The following is a 23,915-nucleotide window of genomic DNA, read 5'->3' as shown; positions in this document are numbered from 1 at the left end:
TCTTCCCGGGGGGGGCGGGGGGGTTGACCGGCCTTTTGCGACAACCCACCCCCTGGGGCCCTGTGCACACATCCCGGTCGGCCCCGCGCGGGGAATGTGACGACAGACCCCAGGGCCGTGCGGGTGGCTCGGTGGCTGGGCGGGGGCTCAGCGGCCGAGCCACTTCACTTCGTATCCCCGGAGGTCGAACCGCTTGCCGTCGACCTTCGCGCTGATCGGCCGGTTCAGGGTGTTGACCACGAGGACCGCCTTGTCGTCGGCGAGCACCCGTACGTTCGGTACGTCGTCGGCGGCGACGGACACCGTCTCGTAGCGCGTTCCCGGCCCGAACTCCTGGTTGAAGCGGGAGACCAGGCCGAGCATCGGCAGCTCCGTGCCGCCGCCGTCGAGCTGGGTGGGCTTCCAGAGACAGCCCGGGCACGCGGCGCCCTTGTTCTCCGGGTTCCAGTAGAAGCCCGAGGTGGCGCCTCCTCTGGCCATGGCGATCATCCCGGCGGCCTGGACGGCGACCCGGTGCGGCTCGGTCCAGCCCGCGCGGTCGTCGTTGGCGTCCCCGGGCTCCACGTAGTACTCGGCCCACCACAGTGGCAGACCACCGGTCTGCCGGCGCACCCAGCGGCTGACGTCCGTCAGCTTGTCCGTGGCCTTGAACTCGTCGGGCAGCAGGTCGTCGTCGACGGTGTAGCTGGAGCCGTCGACGACCACGAAGTCGGCGCCCGCCTTGTGCTCGTTCCAGTAGTCGAAGGCGTCGAGCACCCGCTGGTCCATGGCGCCCCAGGAGCCCTTGACCACGGCCGACGCGTTCTCCTTCTGCCGGGGGTCGACGGAGTCCATGACCAGATAGGGCCCGCCGACCTGGATCTCCGGGTTCACCTTCTTCAGCGCCTTGTAGACCAGGTTGTACAGCGCGGTGTAGCCCTCGTAGTCCCAGCGGCTCTTGCCGTTGTTCCAGAAGCCCTTGAACTCGTTCCAGACGACGAAGTGGCGTACGTCCGGATAGCGCTTGGCGACGGTCGCGGCGAGGTCGGCGAAGTCCTGGTAGTGCGCGCGGTCCGGAGCGGTCTCCAGGGACTGCTGGCTCCAGTCGGTGTTGTCGGCGCCCGCCTTGCCGCCCTTCATCCAGTCCGGGGCGCAGCACAGGGTGACCACCGGGGTGCCCTCGCTCGCCCGGATGAAGTCGATGCGCCGGTCCATCCCGGAGAAGTCGTAGCGCCCCTTGACCGGCTCGGGGTTGCCCGCGCCCCAGCCCATGATGTGCTGGTTCTGCGGCAGCGGATGTGCGGACAGCAGCTTCTCGACGCGCGCGGTCGCAGCCGCTTCGCCCTCGTCGGCGCTGTACTGGGTGTGCGTGAAGCCCCAGCCGACCTCGGGCCGGGCCTTCCCGGCGGATGTCGCGGGGGTGCCGTGCACCTTGTCCCCGTCGCGTGTGGTCCCGGCCGTGCTCGCCCTGCCGGAGGGCAGTGTGCCTATCACGGTCACGACCAGGGCAAGTACGGCCGCTCCGACGCCGAGCAGTGCGGTGAGCCGCCACCGCCGTGTCCACGTTTCCCACCCATGACGTCCCATCACGGGCAAGCCTACTGGCGAGACGTGACGGAATGGGTGGTTCCGTACCACCCGCCCAGGTGACGGCGCGCTGCGGGCGTTCCACGAAACCCGGGTGCACGGGTGCGCCCCGTGACGGATCATGGCGACATGTCTGCGAACCCACAGGACGCCCTGCCGATCCGGCTCAACGTCGACGACAGCGACTCGCCCGCGGACGTCGTGGACGCGCTGTTCCTCGGCCGCTTCGCCACGGGCGAGCAGCCGTTCTCGCACAGCGTGAACATCGACCGGGTGCGTACGGGCGCGACACTGCTGCCACCGGGCGCGACGGTGCTGCGGGGCGCGCGGGACGACGACCGCAGCGCGACGCTCGCCGAGGGCGACGGGTGGACGCTGCTGATCTCGCGGTGGAACCGCGGGGCCGACGTCACGGTCACGGCGACCAGCGCCGAGCTGGCCGAGACGGTGCTGAAGCAGGCGACGGACGGGGCGCAGGACGAGCCCGCACCGCAGCCCGACGACGTGACCATGGGCTTCTGGTACGTCTCGCCGCGACGCGGCCCGCACCGTACGACGCGCCAGATCTCGGCCGGTACGTGGGCGGAGGTGCGGGCGAACTACACGGCGCCCGTGGCCGACGCGATGGACCGGCTGATGAAGACCACGCCGCAGGACGTCGCCGGGCGGCTCCTGCTGCTGCACGGCCCGCCGGGGACGGGCAAGACGTCGGCCCTGCGCACCCTCGCGCGCTCCTGGCGCGACTGGTGCCAGGTGGACTGCGTGCTCGACCCCGAGCGGCTCTTCTCCGACGTCGGCTATCTCATGGACATCGCCATCGGCGAGGACGACGGCACGGCCGGGGGCCGCTGGCGGCTGCTGCTCCTGGAGGACTGCGACGAGCTGATCCGCGGCGAGGCCAAGCACACGGCGGGGCAGGCCCTGTCGCGTCTGCTGAACCTCACGGACGGGCTGCTCGGCCAGGGCCGCAACGTCCTCGTGGGCGTCACGACCAACGAGGACCTCGAGCGGCTCCACCCGGCCGTGGTCCGCCCCGGCCGCTGCCTCGCCCGGATCGAGGTGGGCCCGCTGACCCGGCCGGAGGCCGTTTCCTGGCTGGGCACCGAGGAGGGCGTGGGCCGCGAGGGCGCCACGCTCGCGGAGTTGTACGCGCTGCGCCGCGGGACCTCTCCGACGGCTCTGCCCGAGCCGCGGGGTGCGGATGCGGGGCTGTATCTGTGAACCCGGAGTCCGGATGCCGGTCCGGCACCGCGCGAACCGTGCCGTGGGGCGGCCGCCCCACCGCGGCGGAGTACGGCGGTACGGGACGGCCCCGGCCCGGCGGGGCGGCCGGCGCGGCGGGAGGCACCCGACCCGCAGGTCACCCCTTTCCGTAGGCCGCCCGAAGGGCGTCCCGTACCGCGTCGGCGGCCGCCGCCTCCGTGAGCCCGAGGCGGTGTGCCTCCTCGGCGAACTCGCGGGCCGCACGCGCGGCGTGCCGGGCCGCCGCGTCCCCGGCCGCCGCGATGAACGTGCCGTTGCGCCCCCGGGTCTCGACGACCCCGTCGGACTCCAGCGCCCGGTACGCCTTGGCGACCGTGTTGGCCGCGAGGCCGAGCGACTCGGCGAGCCCTCGCACCGTGGGGAGCTTGTATCCCACGGGCAGCGCCCCGGACCGGGCCTGTTCGGAGATCTGGGCGCGCAGCTGTTCGTAGGGCGCCGTCGCCGCGCCCGCGTCGATGTCGATCTTCAGCGTCACCCGGCGATTGTCCCGCACCGCCGGACGCGGGAAACCGTCCGACGGGCCGGGAGGCCGTCCGACGGACCGTCCGACGGGCACGGAGACCCGCGGTCCGGCGTGCTCGGCACGTCGGCAAGTCGGCAAACCCGCAAAGCCGCAGAACCACAGAGCCGCAAACCCACAGAGCCGCAAACCCACAGCCCCGCAGCTCCGGTGGTCCCGTTCCCCGCCGGAGACCCATGCCCCGCCGGGGCCCCGGAAAATGGGAGGCACTTGTGTTCGCAGGGCACGTAGCGTGCGACTCCATGACTGTGATCGTTCGCAAGCTGCGCCCGGAGAACCGCGCCGACACCGAGGGCTTCGCCCGCGTCCGCCACGCGGCACTCCCCTTCATGCTGTTCACCCCCGAGTCCGTCGCCTACGACGTGGCCCATGTCCATCCCGACGCCCACTTCCAGCCCCTGCTGGCCGAGCAGGACGGCGAGATCATCGGCACCGCCCAGGTGCACCTCGCGCACGACAGCGCGGAGCCAGGACAGGGGATCGTGAACGTCTACGTGCACCCCGACCGGCTGGGCCGCGGCGCCGGTACGCTGCTGGTGCGCACCGCCGAGGAGCGGCTGACGGCCCTGGGCGCCACGAAGCTGCTCTCGTGGGTACTGGACAGGCCCGAGAACCGTGCGTTCGCGGAGAAGCGCGGCTATCGCGCGAGCCGCAGCGCCCACTTTCTCCGCCTCGACCTCGTGCACGGCACCCTGCCGCCCCTCCAGGAGCCCCCGGCGGGCGTGGAGCTGCGGACGGGCGCCGACTTCGCGGACGATCCGCGCCCGCTGTTCGATCTGGACGCCGAGACGATGGCCGACGAACCGAGCGACGTGCCCTTCGAGTTCACCGACTACGAGGCCTGGCTGCAGGAGACCTGGCATCACCCGCTGCTCAGCCACGAGCTGACCACGGTCGCCGTGGTCGACGGACGGCCCGCCGCGTTCACGCTGGCCCGCACCGACGGCGGCACCCGCTACGGCACGGCGATGACGGGCACGGGCCGTGCGTTCCGCGGCCGCGGTCTGGCCAAGCTCGCCAAGAACGACTCGCTGCACCGTGCCCGCGCGGCCGGCTGCACGGAGGCGTTCACCGGCAACGACGAGGGCAACGGCCCGATGCTGGCGATCAACAAGTGGTTCGGGTACGAGGTCTGCGCGACGGAGGTGCGCCATGTCCGCACACTCGGCTGACCGTGCGGAGGCCGCGGACCCGGCCGGCCGTGCGGAGGCCGCGGTCACGCTGGACGTCGTCCTGGTCAAGTCCGGCCGCACCAAGATCCGTTACCCTGCCGCGCTGCTCGACGACGACGGGGTCCGGGTGAGCGTGCGCGCCCCGTGGGCGGGCGCCGGCGTGCGCGACTTCGGGTTCGTACGCTTCGAGCCGGGCGATGTGTTCACGGAGCACTACTGGCGCGACCGGTGGTACGCGGTCAAGGAGGTGCGGGCCGCGGACGGCGCCCTGAAGGGCTGGTACTGCGATGTGACGCGCCCCGCGGTCCTCGATGCGACCACGGGCGCTCTGACCGTGGAGGACCTGGATCTCGACCTGTGGGTGTCCGCGGACGGGGACACCGTCCTGCGGCTCGACGAGGACGAGTTCGCGGCGAGCGGACTGGCCGGCCGCGACCCGGGCGCCGCCGCCTCGGCGGCCGCCGCGCTCGACGAACTGGAGCGGCTGGCGCGCCGCGGCGGTTTCACCGGGCTCCTGCCGGGCATGCCCGCTTCCAAGGATCTCCCGCACGGAGATCCCCGCGACCCGGAGTGATTCCCGCCACTGACAGACCGGGCGCCGATGAGGAACGCTCCGTCAACGGGTCTGCCTCCGTGACACCACGGAACCCGGTAGGCACAAGGAGGCCGTGATGCGCCGAGTGACCGTGCAGAAGCCGCCGATCAAGCCGTCCGCACGCCGGGTGCGCGACGAGTACGAGGACCGCGCCCAGCCGCGTGCGGAGGTCCGCAAGGACATCCGGCGCACGTGGTGGCCGGAGGACTGAGCCCGGCCCCGGATCCCCGGGTCAGAGCAGACGCTTGCGGTAGTGGAAGCGGTCGTAGGGCCCTTCCACTCGCCGCTCCACGAACTCGTAGCCGTACCTGGGGTAGATCTTCTGGTTCTCCCACATCTTGGCGTTGGTGAGGAGACGGATCTCCGGCAGTCCCAGCGCCCGCGCCCGGTCGTCCACGAAGCGCAGCAGCCGCCGGCCCAAGCCCGTGCCGTGTGCGTCCGGGTGGACGGCGATGCTGTCCAGCCACAGGTGGTCGTCGTGCGGCACCAGCACCAGGAGCCCGGTCACCGGGTCTCCGGTGACGAAGACCCGGCCCGCGGCCACCTGGGCTGCATGGTCCGCCTCCATGGGTGCGGGCACCACTCCGATCCTGTCGATGTAGTGGTGGTACGCCGCGTCGGTCACGGCCTTCACGGCGGCCACGTCCGCGTCCGTGGCAAGCCGAATGTCATCGATCATGACGGGCACGGTACGTCCCGTGCGAGCCTGCCGGTACCCCGGCGGCCTCGTCCTCAGCGCAGTCTGAGGACGCCCTTAAGGCGACCATAAAGATCGCCCTCACCGGCTCCCAGCAGGCCTTTTCGCGGTTTCCAGGGGCTAGCTTTCTCGACACCCCCGCTCCGGAACCGTTGAGGAGAGCCACTCATGCCCGCTCGTCGCAAGGCCCGCGCCATCGCTGTCGTCGGCGCCGTCCCGCTCGCCCTGACCGCTCTGTCCGCCGCGCCCGCCGCCGCGCACGGGTCGATGACGGATCCGGTGAGCCGGGTGGCGGGGTGCTACGCGGAGGGGCCCGAGAGCCCCAGGTCGGCCGCTTGCAAGGCCGCCGTCGCGGCGAGCGGTCCGCAGGCGTTCTACGACTGGAACGCGGTCAACATCGCCGACGCGGCGGGCAAGTCGAAGCAGATCATCCCGGACGGCAAGCTGTGCAGCGCAGGCAACGCCAAGTACCGGGGGCTCGACCTTCCGCGCGCCGACTGGCCCGCGACCCGGCTGTCCGCGGGCCGCCACACCTTCCACTACAAGGGGACCGCCCCGCACAAGGGCTCCTTCGCGCTGTACATCACCAGGCCCGGCTACGACCCGACGAAGCCACTGAAGTGGTCGGACCTGGAGAGCAAGCCCTTCCTGACGGTCACCGACCCGAGAATGGTGAACGGCGACTACGTCTTCGACGGGAACGTCCCGGCGCGTTCCGGCCGGCAGCTCATCTACTCGGTCTGGCAGCGCTCGGACTCCCCCGAGGCCTTCTACACCTGCTCCGACGTGGTGTTCGGCAAGGACAGCGGCGGCTCGGGGGCCACCGCGGCCCCGGCCCCGACCGCGTCCGCCCCGACCGACCGGGAGATCGAGGACGGTGCCGACAAGTCGACCGTGGAGCACCACCACGGCGACGGCGGCGCGCACCCGCAGGCGTCGGCGAGCACGACCCCGCTCACGGACGCCGGTGACTCCTCGGCCGGCAACACGCCGGAGGCCGACGGCTCGGCCGAGCAGCCCGCCGGCAGCGAGAGGCTCGCCGAGACCGGTGGGGACGCCTCCACCGCCTATCTCGCGGTCGGTGGCGCCGCGGTCCTGGCGCTTGGCGCCGGTGCCCTGTTCGCCTCGGTCCGCCGCCGGGCCGCGGGTGCGGCGGTCGGCGGTGGGCGGCACAGCCGCTGACCCGGGCCGGGAGACGACGCGTCGGGCCGCATGGGGGCGGCCCGACGGTGCCCCACCGCGGCGGTCAGTCGAAGACGGACGCGCAGGTGGTGCGGGTGGCGTGGGACGGGTCGAGGGCGTTCGCCACCTCGTGGTACGCGATGCGGTCGAGAAGGCCGATCGCGACGTGTTCGGACAGGTCGACCGAACACAGGTCCTGCACCAGGACGTTGTGCACGTCGGGGCCGCTGAGGAACTGGGACCGGTACGGCGTGGCGACCTCGTCGTACTTGGTCGCGATGACCGTGTAGTGGACGCCCGGCACGGTGTCGCCGCCGGCGTTCAGCTTGGTGATGAAGGGGGATCCGGCGATCTGGTCGGCCAGCCCCGGGGTCGCCGAGGTCAGCAGGTCCTTCGCACCGGGGAAGTACGGCAGCAGGTTGGCCAGGCCGCTCAGGGTGGTGCCGTGGTTGTCGGGTGCCAGGCCGACGAGCGCGTTGACCTTGTCGGCCCCGCCGAGGAACTTCAGGTAGTAGCGGGGCATCATGCCGCCCTGCGAGTGCCCCACGAGGTCGGTCTTGGCGGCACCGGTCGCGGAGAGCACTTTGTCGACGAAATCGTGGAGCTGCTGGGCCGACTTGTCGATCGGGCCGAGTCCGTTGAAGAGCGGCACGCCGGGCAGCTGGCCGTAGTCCAGGGAATAGACGCAGTAGCCGCGGTGCACCAAGTACGGTGCGAGCGTGAGCCAGTTGTCCCAGGAGTTCCCGAACGTGCCGTGCACGAGGACGACGGGGCGGGGGTGGGCGTCGGACGGCTTGCAGGACCAGTCGTTCCAGCCGCTGCTCGGCGCGGTGGCCGCCTGCGCGGTGGCGGCCGGTGCCAGGACCAGGGCGATGGCCAGTAACAGGGCGGCGACGAGGGATCTCCGGGCCCTTCTCCAGGGCGGCTTCCAGGGCAGCATCGTGTGATCTCCTTGCGGCTCAGGGGAAGGTGCGACAAGGTGCGCCCAGTGATCCGGATCACAAGGATGCTGTTCACTCGTCAAGTTACGGGCGAGTAGTCCCAGTGTGAAGTTACGCGTCAGTAAAACTTCGGGTGTCGACCGACGGCGTCCGGAGCTCCCCGGGAACCGTCACCAGGCGGGCCTGATGGGACCGTAGGGGGCGATGCGCGCCAAAAGGTCGCGCAACACGCGCACTTCACTCTCGCCGAGCAGTTCGGTCCACCCCTGTACAACCTCCGCGGCCGCCTCTTCCGCCGCGCGGGTGCAGTCCCGGCCGTGAGCCGTCAGGACGACGAGCCGGGCACGCGCATCACCGGGATGCGGCCTGCGCTCGGCGTACCCCTTGCGCACGATCTCGTCCACGAGCTGACTGGCCGCCTGCTTGGTGACCCCGAGATGGGCGGCGAGTTCGGTGACCGTGGCGCCGTCCGGGGCGAGGCGCGCGAAGGCGAAGCCGTGCGCGGGCCGCACCCCCTCGAAGCCCCGGGCGACGACCCCGTCGTTGATGCGCTGCGTGAGCTCACCCGCGGCGGCGAGCAGGGCTGCGGACAGGGCCATGGCTTCGGATTTCTGCACGGGGGCATTCAAACACCCTTGACAGAATGGTCAAGCAGCTTGACCATGTTCGATATAGTCAACCTGCTTGACCATATGGAACCGGAGGCAGTCGTGCCCGTCATCCGCTCGTCCGAAGCCGTCGTCCATGAGATCCACGGCGCCCGCTTCGTCTCGTACGCCACTCCCCTCACCGGAAGCAAGGAACTGTGCGCCTGGCGCGGTGAGATCCCCGCAGGGACCAAGGCCCCCGCACACACGGTCAACCGGGAGGAGATCCTCCACCTGCTCGACGGCGAACTGCTGATCACGCTCGACGGCCGTACCGCCCGGGTCACCGCGGGCGACACGGTGATCATCAATCCCGGCGCGACGTTCGGCGTCGAGAACCCGACCGACCGGACCGCGCTCTCCTGGGTCACCACGTCCATCGGCCTGGAGGCGGAACTCGCCGACGGCACCCGCATCACTCCCCCCTGGGCCAACTGACCACGCACGCGGCGGGCGTCCCGGCCCCCGGCGGGGCGCCTACGCGGCCAGCGTCCCCGGCATGACCGCGCGCGGCCCGAACTTCGCCCGGGCCCGGTCCGCGACCTCCTCGATCCTGCGGGCCTTGTCGTCCTCCGGGTCGAAGGTGAGCTGACGGGAGGCGGATTCGGCGGGGCCGAGGCCCTCGGCGCGTACGCAGACGCCGCGCACCCGGGCCCGCTGGAGCCCCAGCCCCTCGTACATCCGGTACGCGGCAGCGGTGAGCGCGGACGAGTGCGCGGTGGGCTCCGCAAGCACCCGGCTGCGCACCGTCGAGGAGCGGTCGGCGTAGCGCACGGTGAGCGTCAGGGAGCGGCACACCTGCTTCTCGGCGCGCAGCCGGGCGCCCAGTTCCCCGGTGATCGCAAGGAGGGCGCGCCGGTGCCGGGACGGGTCCAGCTCGTCGCGGCCGAAGGGGCGTTCCGCGGCCATGGACCTGGCCGCGGCGTTCGGAACGACCCGGGTGCGGTCGACACCGTGCGCCTTCTCGCGGAGCTCGCGTCCGGCGCGGGCGCCGACGAGGCGCTGCAGGGTGGACAGGGGCGCGGCGGCGACCCGGCCGACGGTGTCGAGACCGTATGCGCCCAGGGTGCGGGCGGTCGCGGCGCCGACCCCGGGGAGCGCCACCACCGGCTGTTCGGCGAGGAACGCGGTGACGGAGTCCGGGTCCTCGCGCACCGCACGGGTCACCCCGGGCACGGCGCCCCGCGCCGCCATCCGCGCCAGCATCGGTCCGGGCCCGGCGCCGATCACGCAGTCGACCCCGTACCGGGCGAGCGCCCGCACCCGGATCACCGAGGCCAGCTCACCGGCGTCGCGCCCGAAGTACCGGACCGCTCCCCCGAGGTCGACCAGCGCGGCATCCGGCGGCAGCGCCTCGACGACGGGCGAGAACTCGCCGAGCAGCGCGAACAGCTGCTCCGCCACGGCCTCGTTCGCCGAGGGCAGTTCGAAGCGTACGTAGAGGATGGTCATCCCGCGCTCCCCGGACTCCGGTGCCACAGCTTCCTGCCGACGGCGGGCCCTTCGCCCGCGGGGCGGAGGTCGGCCCACGGGTGCATCTCGTAGCCCGTGGGCATACGGATGCGGCGGCCGTCCGCCGCCGGCTCGCCGTCGGGCCCCGCGGCCTCCGGCTCCGGCGCCCCCGCCGGGCCCGGCGCCGCCGCCGGCTCCGTCAGACGCAGCGCCACCGCGTCGAGGCCGCCCTCATGGCGCAGTTCGACCAGTTCGGAGAGGTTCCACACGGCGGAGCCGACCACGCTGAGGCTGCGCGGGCCGCGGCGCTGCACCACACCGCGGACGAGCAGCAGCCAGGAGTGGAAGACGGTGTGTGCGCAGGCGGCGTGGGCGTCGTCGAAGAAGGCCAGGTCGACCAGGCCGGTGCCGTCGTCGAGGGTGGTGAAGATGACGCGCTTGCCGGACCGGATCGGCGGGGTCTGGGTGGCCGCCTTGGCGCCCGCGACGAGCACCGTCTCGCCGTGCCGGACGTCGCGCAGCCTCCGCGCGGTCACCACGCCCAGCTCGTCGAGGAAGGTGCGGTGGTCGTCCATCAGATTGCGCGAGGCGTCCATGGAGAGCACGCCGAGTTCGGCGCTGAGCCGTTCGGCGTCGTCGAGGTCGGGCAGCCCTGCGGGGGCGGTCCTCCGGCCGCCGGCGAGGGGGAGCTGGGCCCCGCGTGCGCCGCGTGCGCCGCGGTGCAGCTCCGTCAGATGCAGTTGCAGATCACGGCGGTTGGCGCCGAACGCGTCCAGCGCCCCGACCTGCGCGAGCCGCTGGGCGACGGGCCGGCTCGGGCGGGCCCGCTCCCAGAAGTCGAGGAGCGAGGCGTACGGGCGTCCCTCGGCGATCCGTGCGGCCTCGGCCTCGCTGATGCCGTGCACGTCGCAGAGGGCAAGACGCAGACCCCAGCGGTCCGGCGCACCATCGGAACCGGACACCAGTTCGATGGTGTGAGCGACCGCCGAGCGGTTCACGTCCAGCGGCAGCACGGGCACCCCGCGCCGCCGAGCGTCCGCGAGCAGCAGCCGCTTCGGGTACATGCCGGGGTCGTGGGTGAGCAACCCGGCGTAGAACGCGGCCGGGTGATGGGCCTTCAGCCACGCCGACTGATACGTCGGCACGGCGAACGCGACCGCGTGCGCCTTGCAGAAGCCGTACGACCCGAAGGCCTCGATGATCTCCCAGGTGCGTTCGATCGTCCGTGCGTCGTATCCCCGCGCCGCCGCCGTCTGCGCGAACCAGAGGCGGATGCGGCCCTGCGACTCGGGGTCGGACAGGCCGCGCCGCACCCGGTCGGCCTCGTCGCGTCCGCAGCCGGTCATGATGTCCACGATCTCGATGATCTGCTCGTGGAAGACCACGACGCCGTAGGTCTCCTTCAGCGGCCCTTCCAGGTCGGGGTGCGGGAAGCGGACGGGCGCGCGGCCGTGCCGGGCCTCGATGAACGGGCGGACCATGTCGGCCGCGACCGGGCCGGGGCGGAACAGCGAGATGTCGACGACGAGGTCGTGGAAGGTGGCGGGCTGGAGCCTGCCGACCAGGTCCCGCTGGCCCGGCGACTCGATCTGGAAGCAGCCCAGCGTCTCGGTGGACCGGATGAGTCGGTACGTCGCCGGGTCGCCCGGCGGCACGGCGTCGAGGTCGACCTCCTCCCCGGTCGCCCGCGCGACCTCGGCGACGGCGTGCGCCATCGCGGACTGCATCCGCACGCCCAGCACGTCGAGCTTGAGCAGTCCGAGGTCCTCCACGTCGTCCTTGTCGAACTGCGACATGGGGAACCCCTCGCCGCTGGTCGGCATCACCGGCGTACGGGCGAGCAGGGAGGCGTCCGAGAGGAGCACCCCGCACGGGTGCATGGCGACGCCGCGCGGCAGCGCGTCCAGCGCCTCGACCAGCTCCCAGAACCTGCCGTACCGCTCCCCGTCCTGCCTGAGCTCCCCGGCCAGCTCGCGCAGCTCGGGCAGTTCCTCCAGCGCCGCACGGGCGTCCCGCGCCCGGATGTGCGGGAACGCCTTGGCGATCCGGTCGATGTCGGCCGGGTCCAGGGACAGGGCGGCGCCCACGTCGCGGATGGCGTGCCGCACCCGGTAGGTCTCCGGCATGGCGACCGTGGCGACCCGCTCGGTGCCGAACCGGTCGATGATCGCCCGGTAGACCTCCAGCCGGCGTGCGGACTCCACGTCGATGTCGATGTCGGGCAGCACGGCCCGCCGCTTGGACAGGAACCGCTCCATCAGCAGGTGCTGCTCGACCGGGTCGGCGTGCGCGATGCCGAGCAGGTGGTTGACCAGGGATCCGGCGCCGGAGCCGCGCGCGGCGACCCGGATGCCCATCCCCCGGACGTCGTCGACGACCTGGGCGACGGTCAGGAAGTACGTGGCGAACCCGTGGTGGGCGATGATGTCCAGCTCGTGGTGCATCCGCTCCCAGTACGTCCGTGCGTCCGGCCGCCGGTCGTAGCCGCGCAGCACCATGCCCGCGGCGGCCCGCGAGGCCAGCACCCGCTGCGCGGTGCGCCGCCCGGCGCCGACGAGGTACGGCTCGGGGAAGCGCACGGAGCCGATGCCGAGGTCGTCCTCGGGGTCGACGAGGCATGCGGCGGCCGCCGCCCGGGTCTGTTCGAGCAGACGGTACGCGGTGTCGCGGCGGTAGCCCGCGGCCTCGACGATGTGTTCGGCGGCCCGCAGCATGTCGGCGGGGCCCTTGAGCCAGCGCTCGCCGCCGTCCGGCTCCTTGGCCGGGTCGATGGGCACGAGCCGGCGGGCGGCGTCGAGGACATCGGCGACCGGTCCCAGGCCGGGGTCGGCGTACCGGACGGCGTTGCTGAGCACCGGCCGCACGCCCTGCTCCGCGGCGAAGCCGACGGTGCGCGCGGCGAGGCGCAGCGAGCCGGGTCCGGTGCCAGGGCGGCCGTGCCACACGGTTTCGAGGCGCAGCGCGTCGCCGTAGAGCTCGCGCCAGGGCGCGAGGAGCCGGGCGGCCCGGTCGGGGCGGCCCGCGGCGAGCGCGCGGCCCACGTCGGAGCCGGGGCCGAGCAGCACGGTCAGCCCGTCGGCGGGGAGGGCGGCCCGGTCGAGCACGGGCTGCCCCGCCGCCCGGTGCGCGGCGGTGACCAGGCGGCACAGTTCGGCCCAGCCGGTCGCCCCGGCGCGGGCGAGGAAGGTGACGCGGGGGGTGGACTCGTCCAGGAAGGCACCACCGCGCACGGGGGTGCGGCGGGCTCCCTTCGGGGTCCCGTCCCGCTCCGCTTCCGCTTCCGCCACGGCGAGCTCCGCGCCGAACAGGGGGCGCACGCCGGCCGCGGCGCAGGCCTTGGCGAAGCGGACCGCGCCCGCGAGGGTGTCGCGGTCGGTGAGGGCGAGGGCGTCCATGCCCCGCTCCGCGGCACGCTCCGCCAGCCGCTCCGGGTGCGAGGCCCCGTATCTCAGGGAGAACCCGGAGACGGTGTGCAGATGCGTGAAGCCGGGCACCCGCACCTCCTGAACCAATCCGCTCTCACTCCCCCCGCCTCCACCATAGACCAATTTTCGAACATTCGTACGATCGCGGGGCGCCGTGCGCCGCGCGGCCGCCGACGGTCGTGGGCCCCACCCGCCCGAACCCGTCCCACCTGCGGAAACGGAGGGACGAAAAGCCCCGCCCCGCCCCCGCGAGGGCGGGGACGGGGCGGGGTGGGACGCTCGACCGGGCGTCAGCCGATCTGCGCACCGAACGTCGAGAGAGCCTCCGTCACCGGCTGGAAGAACGTCTCGCCGCCCGACGAGCAGTCGCCGCTGCCGCCGGAGGTGAGGCCGATCGCGGTGTCGCCGGCGAACAGCGAGCCGCCGCTGTCGCCGGGCTCGGCGCACACGTCGGTCTGGATGAGACCGTTCACCACATCGCCGTTGCCGTAGTTGACCGTGGCGTCCAGACCCTTGACCGTGCCGTCGTGGACGTGTGTGGTGGACCCGCTGCGGGTCACCTTCATGCCGACGGTCGCGTCACCCGCCTTGGTGATCTTCTGGGTGGAGCCGTTGTAGAGGTCCACCTCGCTCGGGTGCGGCACGTCGGCCGTGTACTTGACCAGGCCGAAGTCGTTGTCCGGGAAGCTGGACTGCTCGTTCGTGCCGATCTGCTTGCCGCTCGAGTCCGACCACGTCTTGATCGCCTCGGTGCAGTGCCCGGCCGTGATGAAGTACGGCTGGCCGCCCTTGACCACGTTGAAGCCGAGCGAGCACCGGCCGCCGTCTCCGGAGATGGCGTCGCCACCGGCGATGAACGGCTTGAACTCACCCCGGCTGCGCTTCAGCTCGGCCTTGCCGCCGAGGCCCTTCACGACCGAGGAGAGCCGGTTCCAGTTCGCCGCCCCGACCGTACGGTCCGCGGTGACGACCACCTTGTTCGTCTCCGGGTCGACCGCCCAGGAGGTGCCGGGGATGGTCGCCTTCTCCTTCAGCGTGGACCGCGCGCCCTTCAGCTCGGCCAGCGAGTTCCGGACGATTCTGGCCTGCGCTCCCGCCGCCTCGACCGTGTGTGCGGCGTTCTTGTCCAGCACGTTCACGACGAGGTGCTTCGCCTTGGCGTCGTAGTACACGCCGGCGGTGTCGGCGCCGAGGTCCTTGGACAGCGACGAGGCGAGCTTTCCGGCCGATGTCAGGGAGAGGGCGTGGGGGGCCCCGGTGGGCAGCTGGGTGCTCGCGTTCGCGGACTGGAATGTGACACCCGCGGCCACCAGCGCGGCGATGCCCGCACCGGCCAGCGCGACACGGCGCTTGGGTATGCGTCGATGCTTCAACTCATGTCCTCCTGTGGGGGGCCGGATCCGAAGGAGTGGGGCCCTCGGAACCGGAAGGAATGCGGCGCGGACGCGAAGACGGCGCATAAGTCGCGTCCATGCCAATGAGTAACGCCCACTATCGCGACGTCACCAGCCGCCGCACAAGGTCGACTTCAGGACGCCGGCACCGCAACAGGAGCGCGCCCCCGGCGCGTTGGTCGCACGCAACCGCACCACGTCGGTTTACGGCGCAAACACTGTGCGCTGGCGAACGTTCGGCAGTGGGTGACGGCCACCACTGGCCGGTTTTCGCCCCCCTGGACCGGGACGGTGCCCTGGGCGGACCGGCGCGGCCGGACGACCGGGCCTGCCCCGGACAGGCGCGAGCCCCCGTCGACGCCGTCGACGGGGGCTCCTGTGTGCTGCCGGCTGCGGTTCGGATTCAGTAGACGCTCACGCCGTAGGCGCTGAGGGCCTCCGTGACCGGCTGGAAGAACGTCGTCCCACCGGAGGTGCAGTCGCCGCTGCCGCCGGAGGTCAGTCCGTACGCGGTGGTGCCGCCGTAGAGCGGACCGCCCGAGTCACCGGGCTCGGCGCAGACCGTGGTCTGGATGAGCCCGTAGACGATGTCGCCGCTCCCGTAGTTCACGGTGGCGTTGAGCGCGGTGACCCGCCCGCTGTGCGTCCCGGTGGTGGAACCGCGCCGGTACACCGTGGTGCCCACCGACGGCGTCGCGGCGCTGGTGATGTCCTGGCTGCCGACGGTCCCGGGGTGGCTCACGGAGGAGTTGGTGTAGCGGACGATGCCGTAGTCGTTGCCGGGGAAGCTGGATCCCGCGGTGCTGCCGAGCGTCGTGGAGTGCGACGAGCTGGACCACCAGGTGCCCGCGCCGTCGGTGCAGTGACCGGCGGTCAGGAAGTAGTAGGTGGAGCCGCTGCGGACGTTGAAGCCGAGGGAGCAGCGCCAGCTGCTCGCGTAGATGGCGTCACCGCCGGAGATCAGCTTGCGGATCTTGCCGGGGGTGCGCCGGAAGGTGAGGGCACCGGCGTTGTTCCCCGCGGTGCGCCGGATCTTGGCGATCTGGGCCTGCGAGACGGTGCTGTCGACGGTGACGAGGACCCGGTCGGTCTTCTTGTCCACGCTCCATGCGGTGCCGGCGACATCGGCGGCGCGCACGGCGCTGTCGGCCTGACCGAGCTGGGACGCGCTGTAGGTGTGGGGGTCGTCCGCGTTCGCGGTGGGGGCGGCGAACGCGGCAGCGGCGACGAGTCCTGTGGCGACGGCCATCAGCCGCACATGTCTCGCGATGCCACTGCGGGGGGTGGTGCGCTTGATCCTCACTGTCGTTCCTCCCGGGGGGAAGTCGGGGGCCGCGTGGGGACGGGGCCCGTGAGGCGCAGCCTAAGGACACGGCAGAGGAATCCTTGGGCATGCCGTGACCCTGACAAGCGCTGTGGGGAATATTCGGACCGGATGGCCGAACGACGCAAGGGCGGCTTTCGGCCGTACAGAGTTCAACTTGCTTGTTCCCGGCGGACGATGACCCCCGACGTCCGGGGAGCGGCGCGGCGCCGCTCCCCCAGGCATACATGACGGCCGATCAGCCGCAGTTGCAGCACTCCAGGCATTCGCAGCACTCACAGCACTCGCACGCATCGCAGCAGTCGCAGTCGGTGCAGCACCCCTCACGCGGCTTGCGCGACCAGGGCCCCTCGTAGTGCTCGGCGCAGCACAGCTTGCAGGTGCAGCAGAGTCCGATCGCGACGGCGCAGCCCGCGAAGAAGCCCCGCTTGCCCGGGCGGGGCGGCGGCACGGCACCGAACCCGCGGGGCCCGTGCGGACCGCCGGGCACGCCCGGGCCGCCCCCGCCGTACGGGGCGCCGCCGCCGTACGGGTTGCCCGCGAAGGGATTGCCGCCGCCGTACGGACCGCCGCCGTACGGATTTCCGCCCTGCTGCCCGGGTGTCCCGTACGGCCCGGACCCGTGGGCACCGGACTGCTGATGCTGCTGAAGGTGGTCCTGGTGACCTCGGTGCGCGCAGCCCTCCGTGCCGAACGCGCGGTCGACGGAGCGCGGCAGCTCGTGCACGAGCAGCACGTGCGCCAGCTTGCCCTCGACGAAGTCGACCTCGCGCAGGGCGAGCCGTATGCCGTGCACGGCGTCGTCGGCGAGGCGGCGCGCCTCGGCGAGGCCGGTACCGGTGGCTGCGAGCGGGTTCCACGCGCCCGACGCCGCGTCAGCTTCCTGGTCCTCCACGGCATCCAGCAGATGCGCGAGCCGCCCGAAGAGCCGTCCGGCCTCGGCGAGCGGCTCGGCGTTGTGCGGCTTGCCCGCGAGGACTGCCGTGTGCGCGAAGGCCGCGGCGGTCGCCGTCTCGGTCGGCTCGGTGACCGTCAACAGCGGGGTGCCCGGCCCGGCCAGGGCCTCGATGCCGGCCTGGCGTTCCACGGCGTCCACCAGGATGCCGGTGTCGAAGCCCACCCCCGAACCGGCGCGGGCGCCCGCCCGGGCCCAGCTGCCGGCGACCCGGCGCGCCGCGACCGCCACCGGCCGGCGCGCCAACAGCCCGTCACCGTCGGCGACGTGGTCGCGGACCTTCGCCGATGCCAGCACCAGCGAGACCGCGGCGGCGAGCCGTGCGCCCTCGCCCTGGGCCACCGAGGCCGTGCGCATGCCGCGCAGCGGACAGGGACCGGCGGTGCGCCGCCATCCCGTGCCGCGCTCTGCCTGAGCCTCCGTCAGAACCGAGACGAGCAGCCCGTCGTAGTTCGTGACGACCCGTGCGAGCTGCCCGTGGTCACCGCGCAGCGCGAGACACAGGCCGCACAGATGGGCCATCCACTGACTCTTCAGCCCTTCGCCGAGCCGATGGCTGCAGGGCCTGACGATTCCGAACACGCGCTCCCCCGTGAGTGGTACGACGTCGAGCCGCGGCATCGTATCGAGCCCTTCGTTCACCCATACGCCCCGCCCGTCACCCGAGTGCCGTGAAGAATCATATTTCACTCACAGTCAGCAGCCGTTTAAGGCACGACCCTTGGGAAACAAGGCGCCTCGGGGCATTCGCTCTGCACCAGTACCGTCACGAAAACCCCGCACGGCGGCCATCCCCTTGGCGCGTCATCCGCATCATGGACGACCATAGGGACGCGGAACGAAGAAGAAAGACCGCCGCGAGAGGAGGCGTCCATGGGATCGGTGCGCAAGGCGAGTGCCTGGCTTGGCCTCGTCGACGACAACGATGAAGAGCGTTACTACGACGGCTACGACGACGACTCGGTCGAGGGTTCCGAATCCGCCGACGCCTGGGTGACGGACCCGCGCGTCAAGGTGGCCGAGGAGGTGGCCGAGGAGAAGGGCCGCCGGATCGGCACCCTCACCCCGGACGGATTCCGGGACGCACGCGCCATCGGCGAACTGTTCCGGGACGGCGTCCCGGTGGTCATGAACCTCACGGCGATGGAGGCGTCCGACGCCAAGCGCGTGGTGGACTTCGCCGCCGGTCTGACGTTCGGGCTGCGGGGTTCGATCGAGCGCGTGGCGAACCGCGTCTTCCTGCTGACCCCGGCGAACACCCAGATCGTCAGCGGTGACGCCGCCTCCCGTCCGTCGGACGGCTTCTTCAACCAGAGCTGAGGCGGGGCACGCTCACCGGTCCGGCCGGTGAGCGCCCCGCCCGGACACCGCACTTCCGCCGCACCGCACCGGTGGGACGCGAGAGGGCGCAGTCGAGGGTGCCCCGGGCGCGTGAGGCCCAGGGCCCGTGACGGCCGCGCTCAGCCGATCGCTTCGGCCCCCGCAGAAGCCTCAGCGGGCTCCCGCGGCGCGGGCACGACGCCCGCTGCGGGCGCGCACTCCATGGCGCGCGGCAGCCGCAACGCCGCAACCGCCCCCAGCAGGAGCAGCCCGGCACTGACGAACAAGGTCACGTGCAGTCCGTGCACGAAGGAGGCCCGCGCCACATGGCGCAACGCCGCCCCGGCCCCGCCCCCGAGCCGCTCGGCCACGTCGTACGCCTCGCCGAGCGAATGGCCGGCGGCCTTCCGCTCCACCGCCGGAACCCCCGGCACGGACGCGAGCCGCGGGGCGTACGCCGCGTTCATCACGCTGCCGAGCAGCGCGATCCCGATTCCCGCGCCGAGCTGGTAGGAGGTCTCGCCGATCGCGGCGGCCCCGCCGGCCTGCTCGGCCGGCGCCTCGCTGAGCATCGACTCGTACGCCCCGAAGAGAGTGGTCTCCAGGCCGAACCCGAGCAGCACGAACCCGACGAGCAGCAGCGCCGGGTTGTCGTGGCCGCCCATCGCCGTGAGCGTGAGCACGGCCGAGGCCGTGAGACAGAAGCCGGAGGAGACCATCACCCGTGGCCCGAAGCGGTGCAGCACCTTGGACCCGGCGAGGCCCGCGGCCATCGCGGCAACGGTCAGCGGCAGCAGCCGCAGCCCCGTCTGGAGCGGTGAGAGCCCGAGCACCAGCTGCAGGTACTGCGCCGCGATCAGCTCCAGACCGACCAGGGCGAGCATCGCGAGCACGATGCACCCCACGGACGTGCTGAACGCGGGCCGCGCGAACATCCTGAGGTCCACGAGCGGATGCTCGCGGGAGCGCTGCCGGCGTGCGAAGGCGATCAGCAGCAGGATCCCCGCGACCAGCGACACGAGCGTCACCGGTCCGAGGACGGACTCGCGTCCGCCGAGCCGCTTGACCCCGAGGACGACGCAGAAGAGACCGGCCGCGGCCATCAGGGCGCCGAGGACGTCCCACGGGCCGTTCCGGTCACCGGTCGACTCGGGCAGCAGCCACCGTCCGACCGGCAGACTGACCAGCATCAGCGGGATGTTGATCAGGAAGACGGAACCCCACCAGAAGTGCTCCAGCAGGAAGCCGCCGAGCAGCGGTCCCACGGCGGCACCCACCGCGGCGACCGCGCTCCATATGCCGATGGCGAGGGCGCGCTCGCGCCGGTCGGGGAAGACCTGACGGAGGATGGACAGCGTCGCGGGCATGATCATCGCGCCGCCGACGCCGAGCAGCGCGCGGGCGGCGATCAGCACCTGGGCGGTGTCGGCGAAGGCGGCGACGGCCGAGGCGACCCCGAACAGTCCGTAGCCGAGCAGCAGCACGCGCCGCCGCCCGACCCGGTCGCCGAGGGTGCCGAAGAGAATGAGGAGCGAGGCGCAGACGAGCGGGTAGATGTCGACGATCCACAGCAGCTCGATCGCGCCGGGCCGCAGATCCTCGGTGACGGCCGGGACCGCGACGTGCAGCACGGTGGCGTCGAGCGCGACGAGCAGCAGGCTGACGCACAGGACGACCAGGACGAGCCAGCGGTTGGCTCCGCTCTCGGACCGGCGCAGAAGCCGGGATCCGAACGCGGGCCGGCGTGACCCGGCCGTGGTCGTTCCCGCCATGTACGTACCTCCCAGGTGGATCCTCGCGCTCGGCGACCCGCGGTCACGACGTCCCGCGGATGTGGCGCGGGAGCTGCCTGTCCCGGGCCCGGCAACGAAAGGCGAGTAAGCCGCCAGAGTACGCGAGTCGTCTCGCGGGCCGCGTGGCGGACCTCTCACCCGGCACCGGGCCGCGGTGTGGCGTACACCACTTGTCTACCCGATGGCACACCTCTGATGGCCCCCGCGGTTCCCGGGGCGGCACGGAGCGCTCCCGCGCCCGCGGCTCCGCCCCTCGCGCACCCCGGATAATCGAGTGCGTGACCGACCTTGTCGAGCCCCTGGCGCCGCCCAGGGCGAGTGCCCTGCGCCGGGCGGCCCCGGCGCTCATCGGGTACGCCGCGGTGCGGGCGCTCGGCCTCGTGACGCTGGCCGTGTGGTCCGCGGCCGCCGGCACGAGCCCGCACCGGCTGCTGACCGCGCGCTGGGACTCGCTCTGGTACACGCGGGTCGCCGAGTCCGGATACGGCTGGCAGGTGCGGCTGCCCGGCGGGGGTGTCCACTCGAATCTCGCCTTCTTCCCGCTGCTGCCCTGGCTGGAGCGGCTGGGCGCGGCGGCGGGCCCGCTGTCGTACGCCGACGCCGGCCTGGTGGTGAGCTGGCTCGCGTCGCTGTGCGCGGCGTGGGGGATCTTCGCCGTCGCGGACCATGTGTACGGGCGGGCCGGGGACGGCGCAGTGGGCCCGGGTTCCGGCCTCGGGCCCGGGACGGCGGCCGGCCGGCGGGCGGGGGTCTGCTCGGTGCTGCTGTGGGCGGTGCTCCCGGTCGGGATCGTGCAGTCGATGGCGTACAGCGAGTCCCTTTTCACGGCGCTCGCGGCCTGGTCGCTGTACGCGGTGCTGACCGGGCGCTGGGTGACCGCGGGTGTGCTGGCGTCGCTGGCCGGACTGACCCGTCCGGTCGGGGCGGCGGTCGTGGCCGCGCTGTGGGCCGCGGCCGCGGTGCAGGTCCTGCGCGAGCGGCGGGCGCCGTGGCGGCTGGTGCTCGGGGTGGCGCTCGCCCCGCTCGGGGCCGCGGGGTACGTGCTGTGGGTGGGCCACCGCACGGGGCGCGGGCTGCTCGGCTACCTCGATGTACAGGCGCAGTGGGGCAACGGTTTCGACGGCGGACTGGCCTTCGCCCGCTTCGTCGGCGCCCGGCTGACGTCGTTCCCGGCGGTGCTCTCGGGGATCGGACTGATCGCCGGGGTCGCTCTGGTGATCGGGCTGTACGTCCTGTGCGTGCGCCGGCGGCTGCCGCTGCCGCTGCTCGTGTACACCGGCGTCGTGGCCGCGCTCGCATTGGGTGCGTCGGCGTACTTCGGCTCCAAGCCACGGCTGCTGCTGCCGGCGTTCCCGCTGCTGATGCCGCTCGCGGCGGCCCTGTCCCGGCTGCGCACGGCGCGGTCCGCGCCGGTGGTGGCGGGTGTGGCCCTCGTCTCGGCGGTGTACGGCGCGTTCTGGCTGAACGGCTCGGGTCCGCCGTGACCGGCTGTAGCCACCACCAAGATCATCGATGAGCGCACGGCAAATTCCGCACATGCGGATGGTGAACGCAATTCGACCGGTCCATAAAACACCATCAGAAACGATCAACGGAATTCGAAGGAAAGGACTCCGCAAAAACGGAGTGCACCGGAATTGAATCCCGCCTGAGATCAATCCCACATCACATGGTCATCACAAACCCAGTGTTTCGGCCGGTCCCGCACCTCACCCGCTGTAACGTCGATTGAGTGCGTACCGAACGAAACCTCACCCGTCTGGACCGGGTCTTCGCCCGGCTGGACCGTGAGCCGGAACGGCCGGCCCTCGTGGACATGCCACGGATGAGCCGTCACAGGGTCGTGCTCCTCACGGCGACCCTGGGGTTCTATCTGGCCATCGTGTGGGCCGTCCTCACGACCTCGTGGCTGGTCCGTCTCGACTGGCAGGTCATGTTCTTCCGGCCGTACCAGCAGTGGCCGCAGATCCACGCCTTCCTCGACTACTACGTGGTGCTGGGCCAGCGCGGCCCGACCGCGGTGATGGTCGCGGCCTGGCTGGGCTGGCGTTCATGGCGGCAGCACACACTGCGCCCGCTGCTCACGCTCGGTACCTCCCTGCTGCTGCTCAATGCGACCGTGGGTGCGGCCAAGCTCGGCATGGGCCGCCTCGGACCGCACTACGCCACCGTGATCGGCTCCAACGAGATGTGGCGCGGCGGCGACATATTCCCCTCGGGGCACACCGCGAACGCCGTCGTGACCTGGGGCATCCTCGCCTATCTGGCATCGACCCCGCGGGCCCGGCGCTATCTGTCGGCGGCCTCCGCCGTGGTCTCGCTCGGCGTCGGCCTCACCACCGTCTACCTCGGCACGCACTGGCTCAGTGACGTGCTGCTCGGCTGGGCCGCTGGGCTGTTGATCCTGCTGGCTCTGCCCTGGTTCGAGCCGATGATCACCGTCATCGAGGCCTGGATCCTCCAGCAGCGCGACGCCTGGCGCGCGCGCAAGGCGGCCACCGCGCCCATGCCGGTCCCGGTCGGCGCACCCGCACTGGTCCCCGCGCAGGTGTCGGCCGAGGACGGACCGCCGGTGCGCGAACCGGTCGGCGCCGCGCGCCCGTTGCGCCCCCAGCCGCATCTTCCGGCGTCCCGGCATCCGGCACGCTCCGAGCGGACGCCGGTCACACCGGCCGGCAGCCGCCGCCCTCCGCACGCTCCGCTGCCGCGCGGCAACGCCCAGGCCCGCCCGGTCGCGGGCGGCTGACTCACAGGCGGGCCGGTACGCACAGCGCCCCGCACGACAAGGCCCCGTCTCCCGGTGGAGACGGGGCCTTCGCCGTATGCGTGGGCGGTCCGTCAGCCCTTCCAGGAGCGGCGCACCACGTCGTCCGCGATCTCGAAGTTCAGTCTCCCCGAGAGATATTCCATGGTGATGATCGCGCCCGGCGGAAGCGACCGGACGGTCGTCCAGCCGCGCTCACGGGCGCGGTCCTCGGCGGTCCGCCGGTCCAGGCCGACGTACGAGGCCGGGTCGTCCTGGGGGTCCTGGGGGGTCTGGGGAGTGGGTGACATGTCGGCCACGGTAGGCGCTGGGGACCGCGGACGGTAGCGCGCACCGTCAGCCGCCTGTCCCCCTGGGGTCACGCTTTTGTCACAGGATCACGACATCGGCTTTTGCTGCTCCGCGTCACACGTACGAGCGGTTCCGGACCGCGCCACGGATTGTTCCGCGCCTCCGGAACCACAATTCCTCTCTTCGCCGGAAGAGACGAAATCGAGTGATATCGCATTGCGGCACGAAAGGGCGAACCGGTTCTTCGACGCGCAATCCGGAGCACCCGCCGAAAGTTGACGGAGCATAGGAATTTCACGGTTTCCGCACAACCCCGCCGTACGTCCCCCGCCGGAGACGGCGGGTACACCGGCGTCACGGCGTGGGCTTCCGACGGCCCCGGGACGGGGCGGAGCGAGGGCGCGAGAAGGCCAAGGCGACGGGGAGAGCAAGGGAGTCGGGGAGCGGCGCAGGAACGGAGACCATGCGCGACGGGGCGCCGCTGCGGGTGTGTCACTCCGCCCCCGGGTCCGCTCCGGGTGGTTCGCCTGCGCCCCTCGTCGGCCGGAGCACGCGGCGGGGGCACACCGGAGGCCTCCCCGGCCCTGCTGCGGGCCCATCACGTGTGATGGGCC

21 protein-coding genes are annotated in these 23,915 nt (G+C 72.3%); 9 read left to right on the top strand and 12 right to left on the bottom strand.

What is annotated here, in order from left to right:
* Nucleotides 1–147: 147 nt before the first annotated feature.
* Nucleotides 148–1,566 (bottom strand): GH39 family glycosyl hydrolase, encoded by a 1,419-nt coding sequence (locus ACWCP6_RS35990; RefSeq protein ID WP_450936868.1) that lies wholly within the window; start codon nucleotides 1,564–1,566, stop codon nucleotides 148–150.
* 129 nt (nucleotides 1,567–1,695) lie between these two features.
* On the opposite strand from ACWCP6_RS35990, the gene ACWCP6_RS35985 reads away from it, so the two are divergent.
* Nucleotides 1,696–2,787 carry a DUF5925 domain-containing protein gene (locus ACWCP6_RS35985; protein ID WP_450936867.1) on the top strand — a complete coding sequence of 364 codons (1,092 nt, stop codon included), beginning with the start codon at nucleotides 1,696–1,698 and terminating at the stop codon, nucleotides 2,785–2,787.
* Between the two features lie 139 nt (nucleotides 2,788–2,926).
* Here the strand turns inward: ACWCP6_RS35985 and ACWCP6_RS35980 are convergent, their stop codons facing one another.
* Nucleotides 2,927–3,304 carry a GntR family transcriptional regulator gene (locus ACWCP6_RS35980; protein ID WP_450936866.1) on the bottom strand — a complete coding sequence of 126 codons (378 nt, stop codon included), beginning with the start codon at nucleotides 3,302–3,304 and terminating at the stop codon, nucleotides 2,927–2,929.
* Between the two features lie 287 nt (nucleotides 3,305–3,591).
* On the opposite strand from ACWCP6_RS35980, the gene ACWCP6_RS35975 reads away from it, so the two are divergent.
* The 3 genes from ACWCP6_RS35975 to ACWCP6_RS35965 all read left to right on the top strand — a co-directional run bounded on the left by ACWCP6_RS35975 (nucleotide 3,592) and on the right by ACWCP6_RS35965 (nucleotide 5,327).
* Nucleotides 3,592–4,521 (top strand): GNAT family N-acetyltransferase, encoded by a 930-nt coding sequence (locus ACWCP6_RS35975; protein ID WP_450936865.1) that lies wholly within the window; start codon nucleotides 3,592–3,594, stop codon nucleotides 4,519–4,521.
* A complete protein-coding gene (locus tag ACWCP6_RS35970; protein WP_450936864.1) occupies nucleotides 4,502–5,095 on the top strand; it encodes a DUF402 domain-containing protein in 594 nt (197 codons plus the stop codon). Before ACWCP6_RS35975 ends, ACWCP6_RS35970 begins: the two co-directional genes overlap by 20 nt.
* Nucleotides 5,096–5,192: 97 nt before the next feature.
* Entirely contained in the window at nucleotides 5,193–5,327 is a 135-nt protein-coding gene (locus ACWCP6_RS35965; RefSeq protein WP_450936863.1) for a hypothetical protein, read from the top strand.
* Between the two features lie 21 nt (nucleotides 5,328–5,348).
* Here ACWCP6_RS35965 and ACWCP6_RS35960 read toward each other — a convergent pair whose 3' ends face one another.
* Nucleotides 5,349–5,795, bottom strand: coding sequence for a GNAT family N-acetyltransferase (locus ACWCP6_RS35960; RefSeq protein WP_450936862.1), 447 nt, complete (start codon nucleotides 5,793–5,795; stop codon nucleotides 5,349–5,351).
* Nucleotides 5,796–5,981: 186 nt separating this feature from the next.
* On the opposite strand from ACWCP6_RS35960, the gene ACWCP6_RS35955 reads away from it, so the two are divergent.
* The gene (locus tag ACWCP6_RS35955; RefSeq protein ID WP_450936861.1) at nucleotides 5,982–6,995 is read left to right on the top strand and encodes a lytic polysaccharide monooxygenase auxiliary activity family 9 protein; all 1,014 of its coding nucleotides are present in this window, start codon (nucleotides 5,982–5,984) and stop codon (nucleotides 6,993–6,995) included.
* Nucleotides 6,996–7,059: 64 nt separating this feature from the next.
* On the opposite strand, the gene ACWCP6_RS35950 is transcribed toward ACWCP6_RS35955, so the two are convergent.
* Together ACWCP6_RS35950 and ACWCP6_RS35945 are read right to left on the bottom strand one after the other, a co-directional pair.
* A complete protein-coding gene (locus ACWCP6_RS35950; protein ID WP_450936860.1) occupies nucleotides 7,060–7,935 on the bottom strand; it encodes an esterase/lipase family protein in 876 nt (291 codons plus the stop codon).
* A 171-nt stretch (nucleotides 7,936–8,106) separates the two neighbouring features.
* A complete protein-coding gene (locus tag ACWCP6_RS35945) occupies nucleotides 8,107–8,553 on the bottom strand; it encodes a MarR family winged helix-turn-helix transcriptional regulator (protein ID WP_450936859.1) in 447 nt (148 codons plus the stop codon).
* Between the two features lie 93 nt (nucleotides 8,554–8,646).
* On the opposite strand from ACWCP6_RS35945, the gene ACWCP6_RS35940 reads away from it, so the two are divergent.
* Entirely contained in the window at nucleotides 8,647–9,021 is a 375-nt protein-coding gene (locus tag ACWCP6_RS35940) for a cupin domain-containing protein (RefSeq protein ID WP_450936869.1), read from the top strand.
* A gap of 39 nt (nucleotides 9,022–9,060) precedes the next feature.
* Here the strand turns inward: ACWCP6_RS35940 and ACWCP6_RS35935 are convergent, their stop codons facing one another.
* The 5 genes from ACWCP6_RS35935 to ACWCP6_RS35915 form a co-directional block, all read right to left on the bottom strand.
* The gene (locus tag ACWCP6_RS35935) at nucleotides 9,061–10,035 is read right to left on the bottom strand and encodes a DNA polymerase Y family protein (protein ID WP_450936858.1); all 975 of its coding nucleotides are present in this window, start codon (nucleotides 10,033–10,035) and stop codon (nucleotides 9,061–9,063) included.
* Complete coding sequence (locus ACWCP6_RS35930; protein ID WP_450936857.1) at nucleotides 10,032–13,529, bottom strand: DNA polymerase III subunit alpha; 3,498 nt, start codon at nucleotides 13,527–13,529, stop codon at nucleotides 10,032–10,034. Before ACWCP6_RS35930 ends, ACWCP6_RS35935 begins: the two co-directional genes overlap by 4 nt.
* A gap of 221 nt (nucleotides 13,530–13,750) precedes the next feature.
* Nucleotides 13,751–14,833 carry a S1 family peptidase gene (locus ACWCP6_RS35925; protein ID WP_450936856.1) on the bottom strand — a complete coding sequence of 361 codons (1,083 nt, stop codon included), beginning with the start codon at nucleotides 14,831–14,833 and terminating at the stop codon, nucleotides 13,751–13,753.
* A 424-nt stretch (nucleotides 14,834–15,257) separates the two neighbouring features.
* Nucleotides 15,258–16,157, bottom strand: a complete 900-nt coding sequence (locus ACWCP6_RS35920) for a S1 family peptidase (protein WP_450936855.1) — start codon at nucleotides 16,155–16,157, stop codon at nucleotides 15,258–15,260.
* A 259-nt stretch (nucleotides 16,158–16,416) separates the two neighbouring features.
* On the bottom strand, nucleotides 16,417–17,715 hold the full coding sequence (locus ACWCP6_RS35915; RefSeq protein WP_450936854.1) for a DUF5685 family protein: 1,299 nt from the start codon (nucleotides 17,713–17,715) through the stop codon (nucleotides 16,417–16,419).
* Between the two features lie 291 nt (nucleotides 17,716–18,006).
* Between ACWCP6_RS35915 and ACWCP6_RS35910 the strand changes: the two genes are divergently transcribed.
* Nucleotides 18,007–18,453, top strand: coding sequence for a cell division protein SepF (locus tag ACWCP6_RS35910; protein ID WP_450936853.1), 447 nt, complete (start codon nucleotides 18,007–18,009; stop codon nucleotides 18,451–18,453).
* Between the two features lie 140 nt (nucleotides 18,454–18,593).
* Here the strand turns inward: ACWCP6_RS35910 and ACWCP6_RS35905 are convergent, their stop codons facing one another.
* Entirely contained in the window at nucleotides 18,594–20,225 is a 1,632-nt protein-coding gene (locus ACWCP6_RS35905) for an MFS transporter (RefSeq protein WP_450936852.1), read from the bottom strand.
* Nucleotides 20,226–20,524: 299 nt separating this feature from the next.
* On the opposite strand from ACWCP6_RS35905, the gene ACWCP6_RS35900 reads away from it, so the two are divergent.
* Together ACWCP6_RS35900 and ACWCP6_RS35895 are read left to right on the top strand one after the other, a co-directional pair.
* On the top strand, nucleotides 20,525–21,730 hold the full coding sequence (locus tag ACWCP6_RS35900; RefSeq protein WP_450936851.1) for a hypothetical protein: 1,206 nt from the start codon (nucleotides 20,525–20,527) through the stop codon (nucleotides 21,728–21,730).
* Between the two features lie 248 nt (nucleotides 21,731–21,978).
* Nucleotides 21,979–22,992, top strand: a complete 1,014-nt coding sequence (locus tag ACWCP6_RS35895) for a phosphatase PAP2 family protein (RefSeq protein WP_450936850.1) — start codon at nucleotides 21,979–21,981, stop codon at nucleotides 22,990–22,992.
* 92 nt (nucleotides 22,993–23,084) lie between these two features.
* Here ACWCP6_RS35895 and ACWCP6_RS35890 read toward each other — a convergent pair whose 3' ends face one another.
* Nucleotides 23,085–23,300, bottom strand: a complete 216-nt coding sequence (locus ACWCP6_RS35890) for an I78 family peptidase inhibitor (RefSeq protein ID WP_450936849.1) — start codon at nucleotides 23,298–23,300, stop codon at nucleotides 23,085–23,087.
* Between the last annotated feature and the right edge of the window lie 615 nt (nucleotides 23,301–23,915).

The organism is Streptomyces sp. NPDC002004, from assembly GCF_053593975.1.
This window is presented reverse-complemented; position numbering and strand designations above follow the sequence as displayed.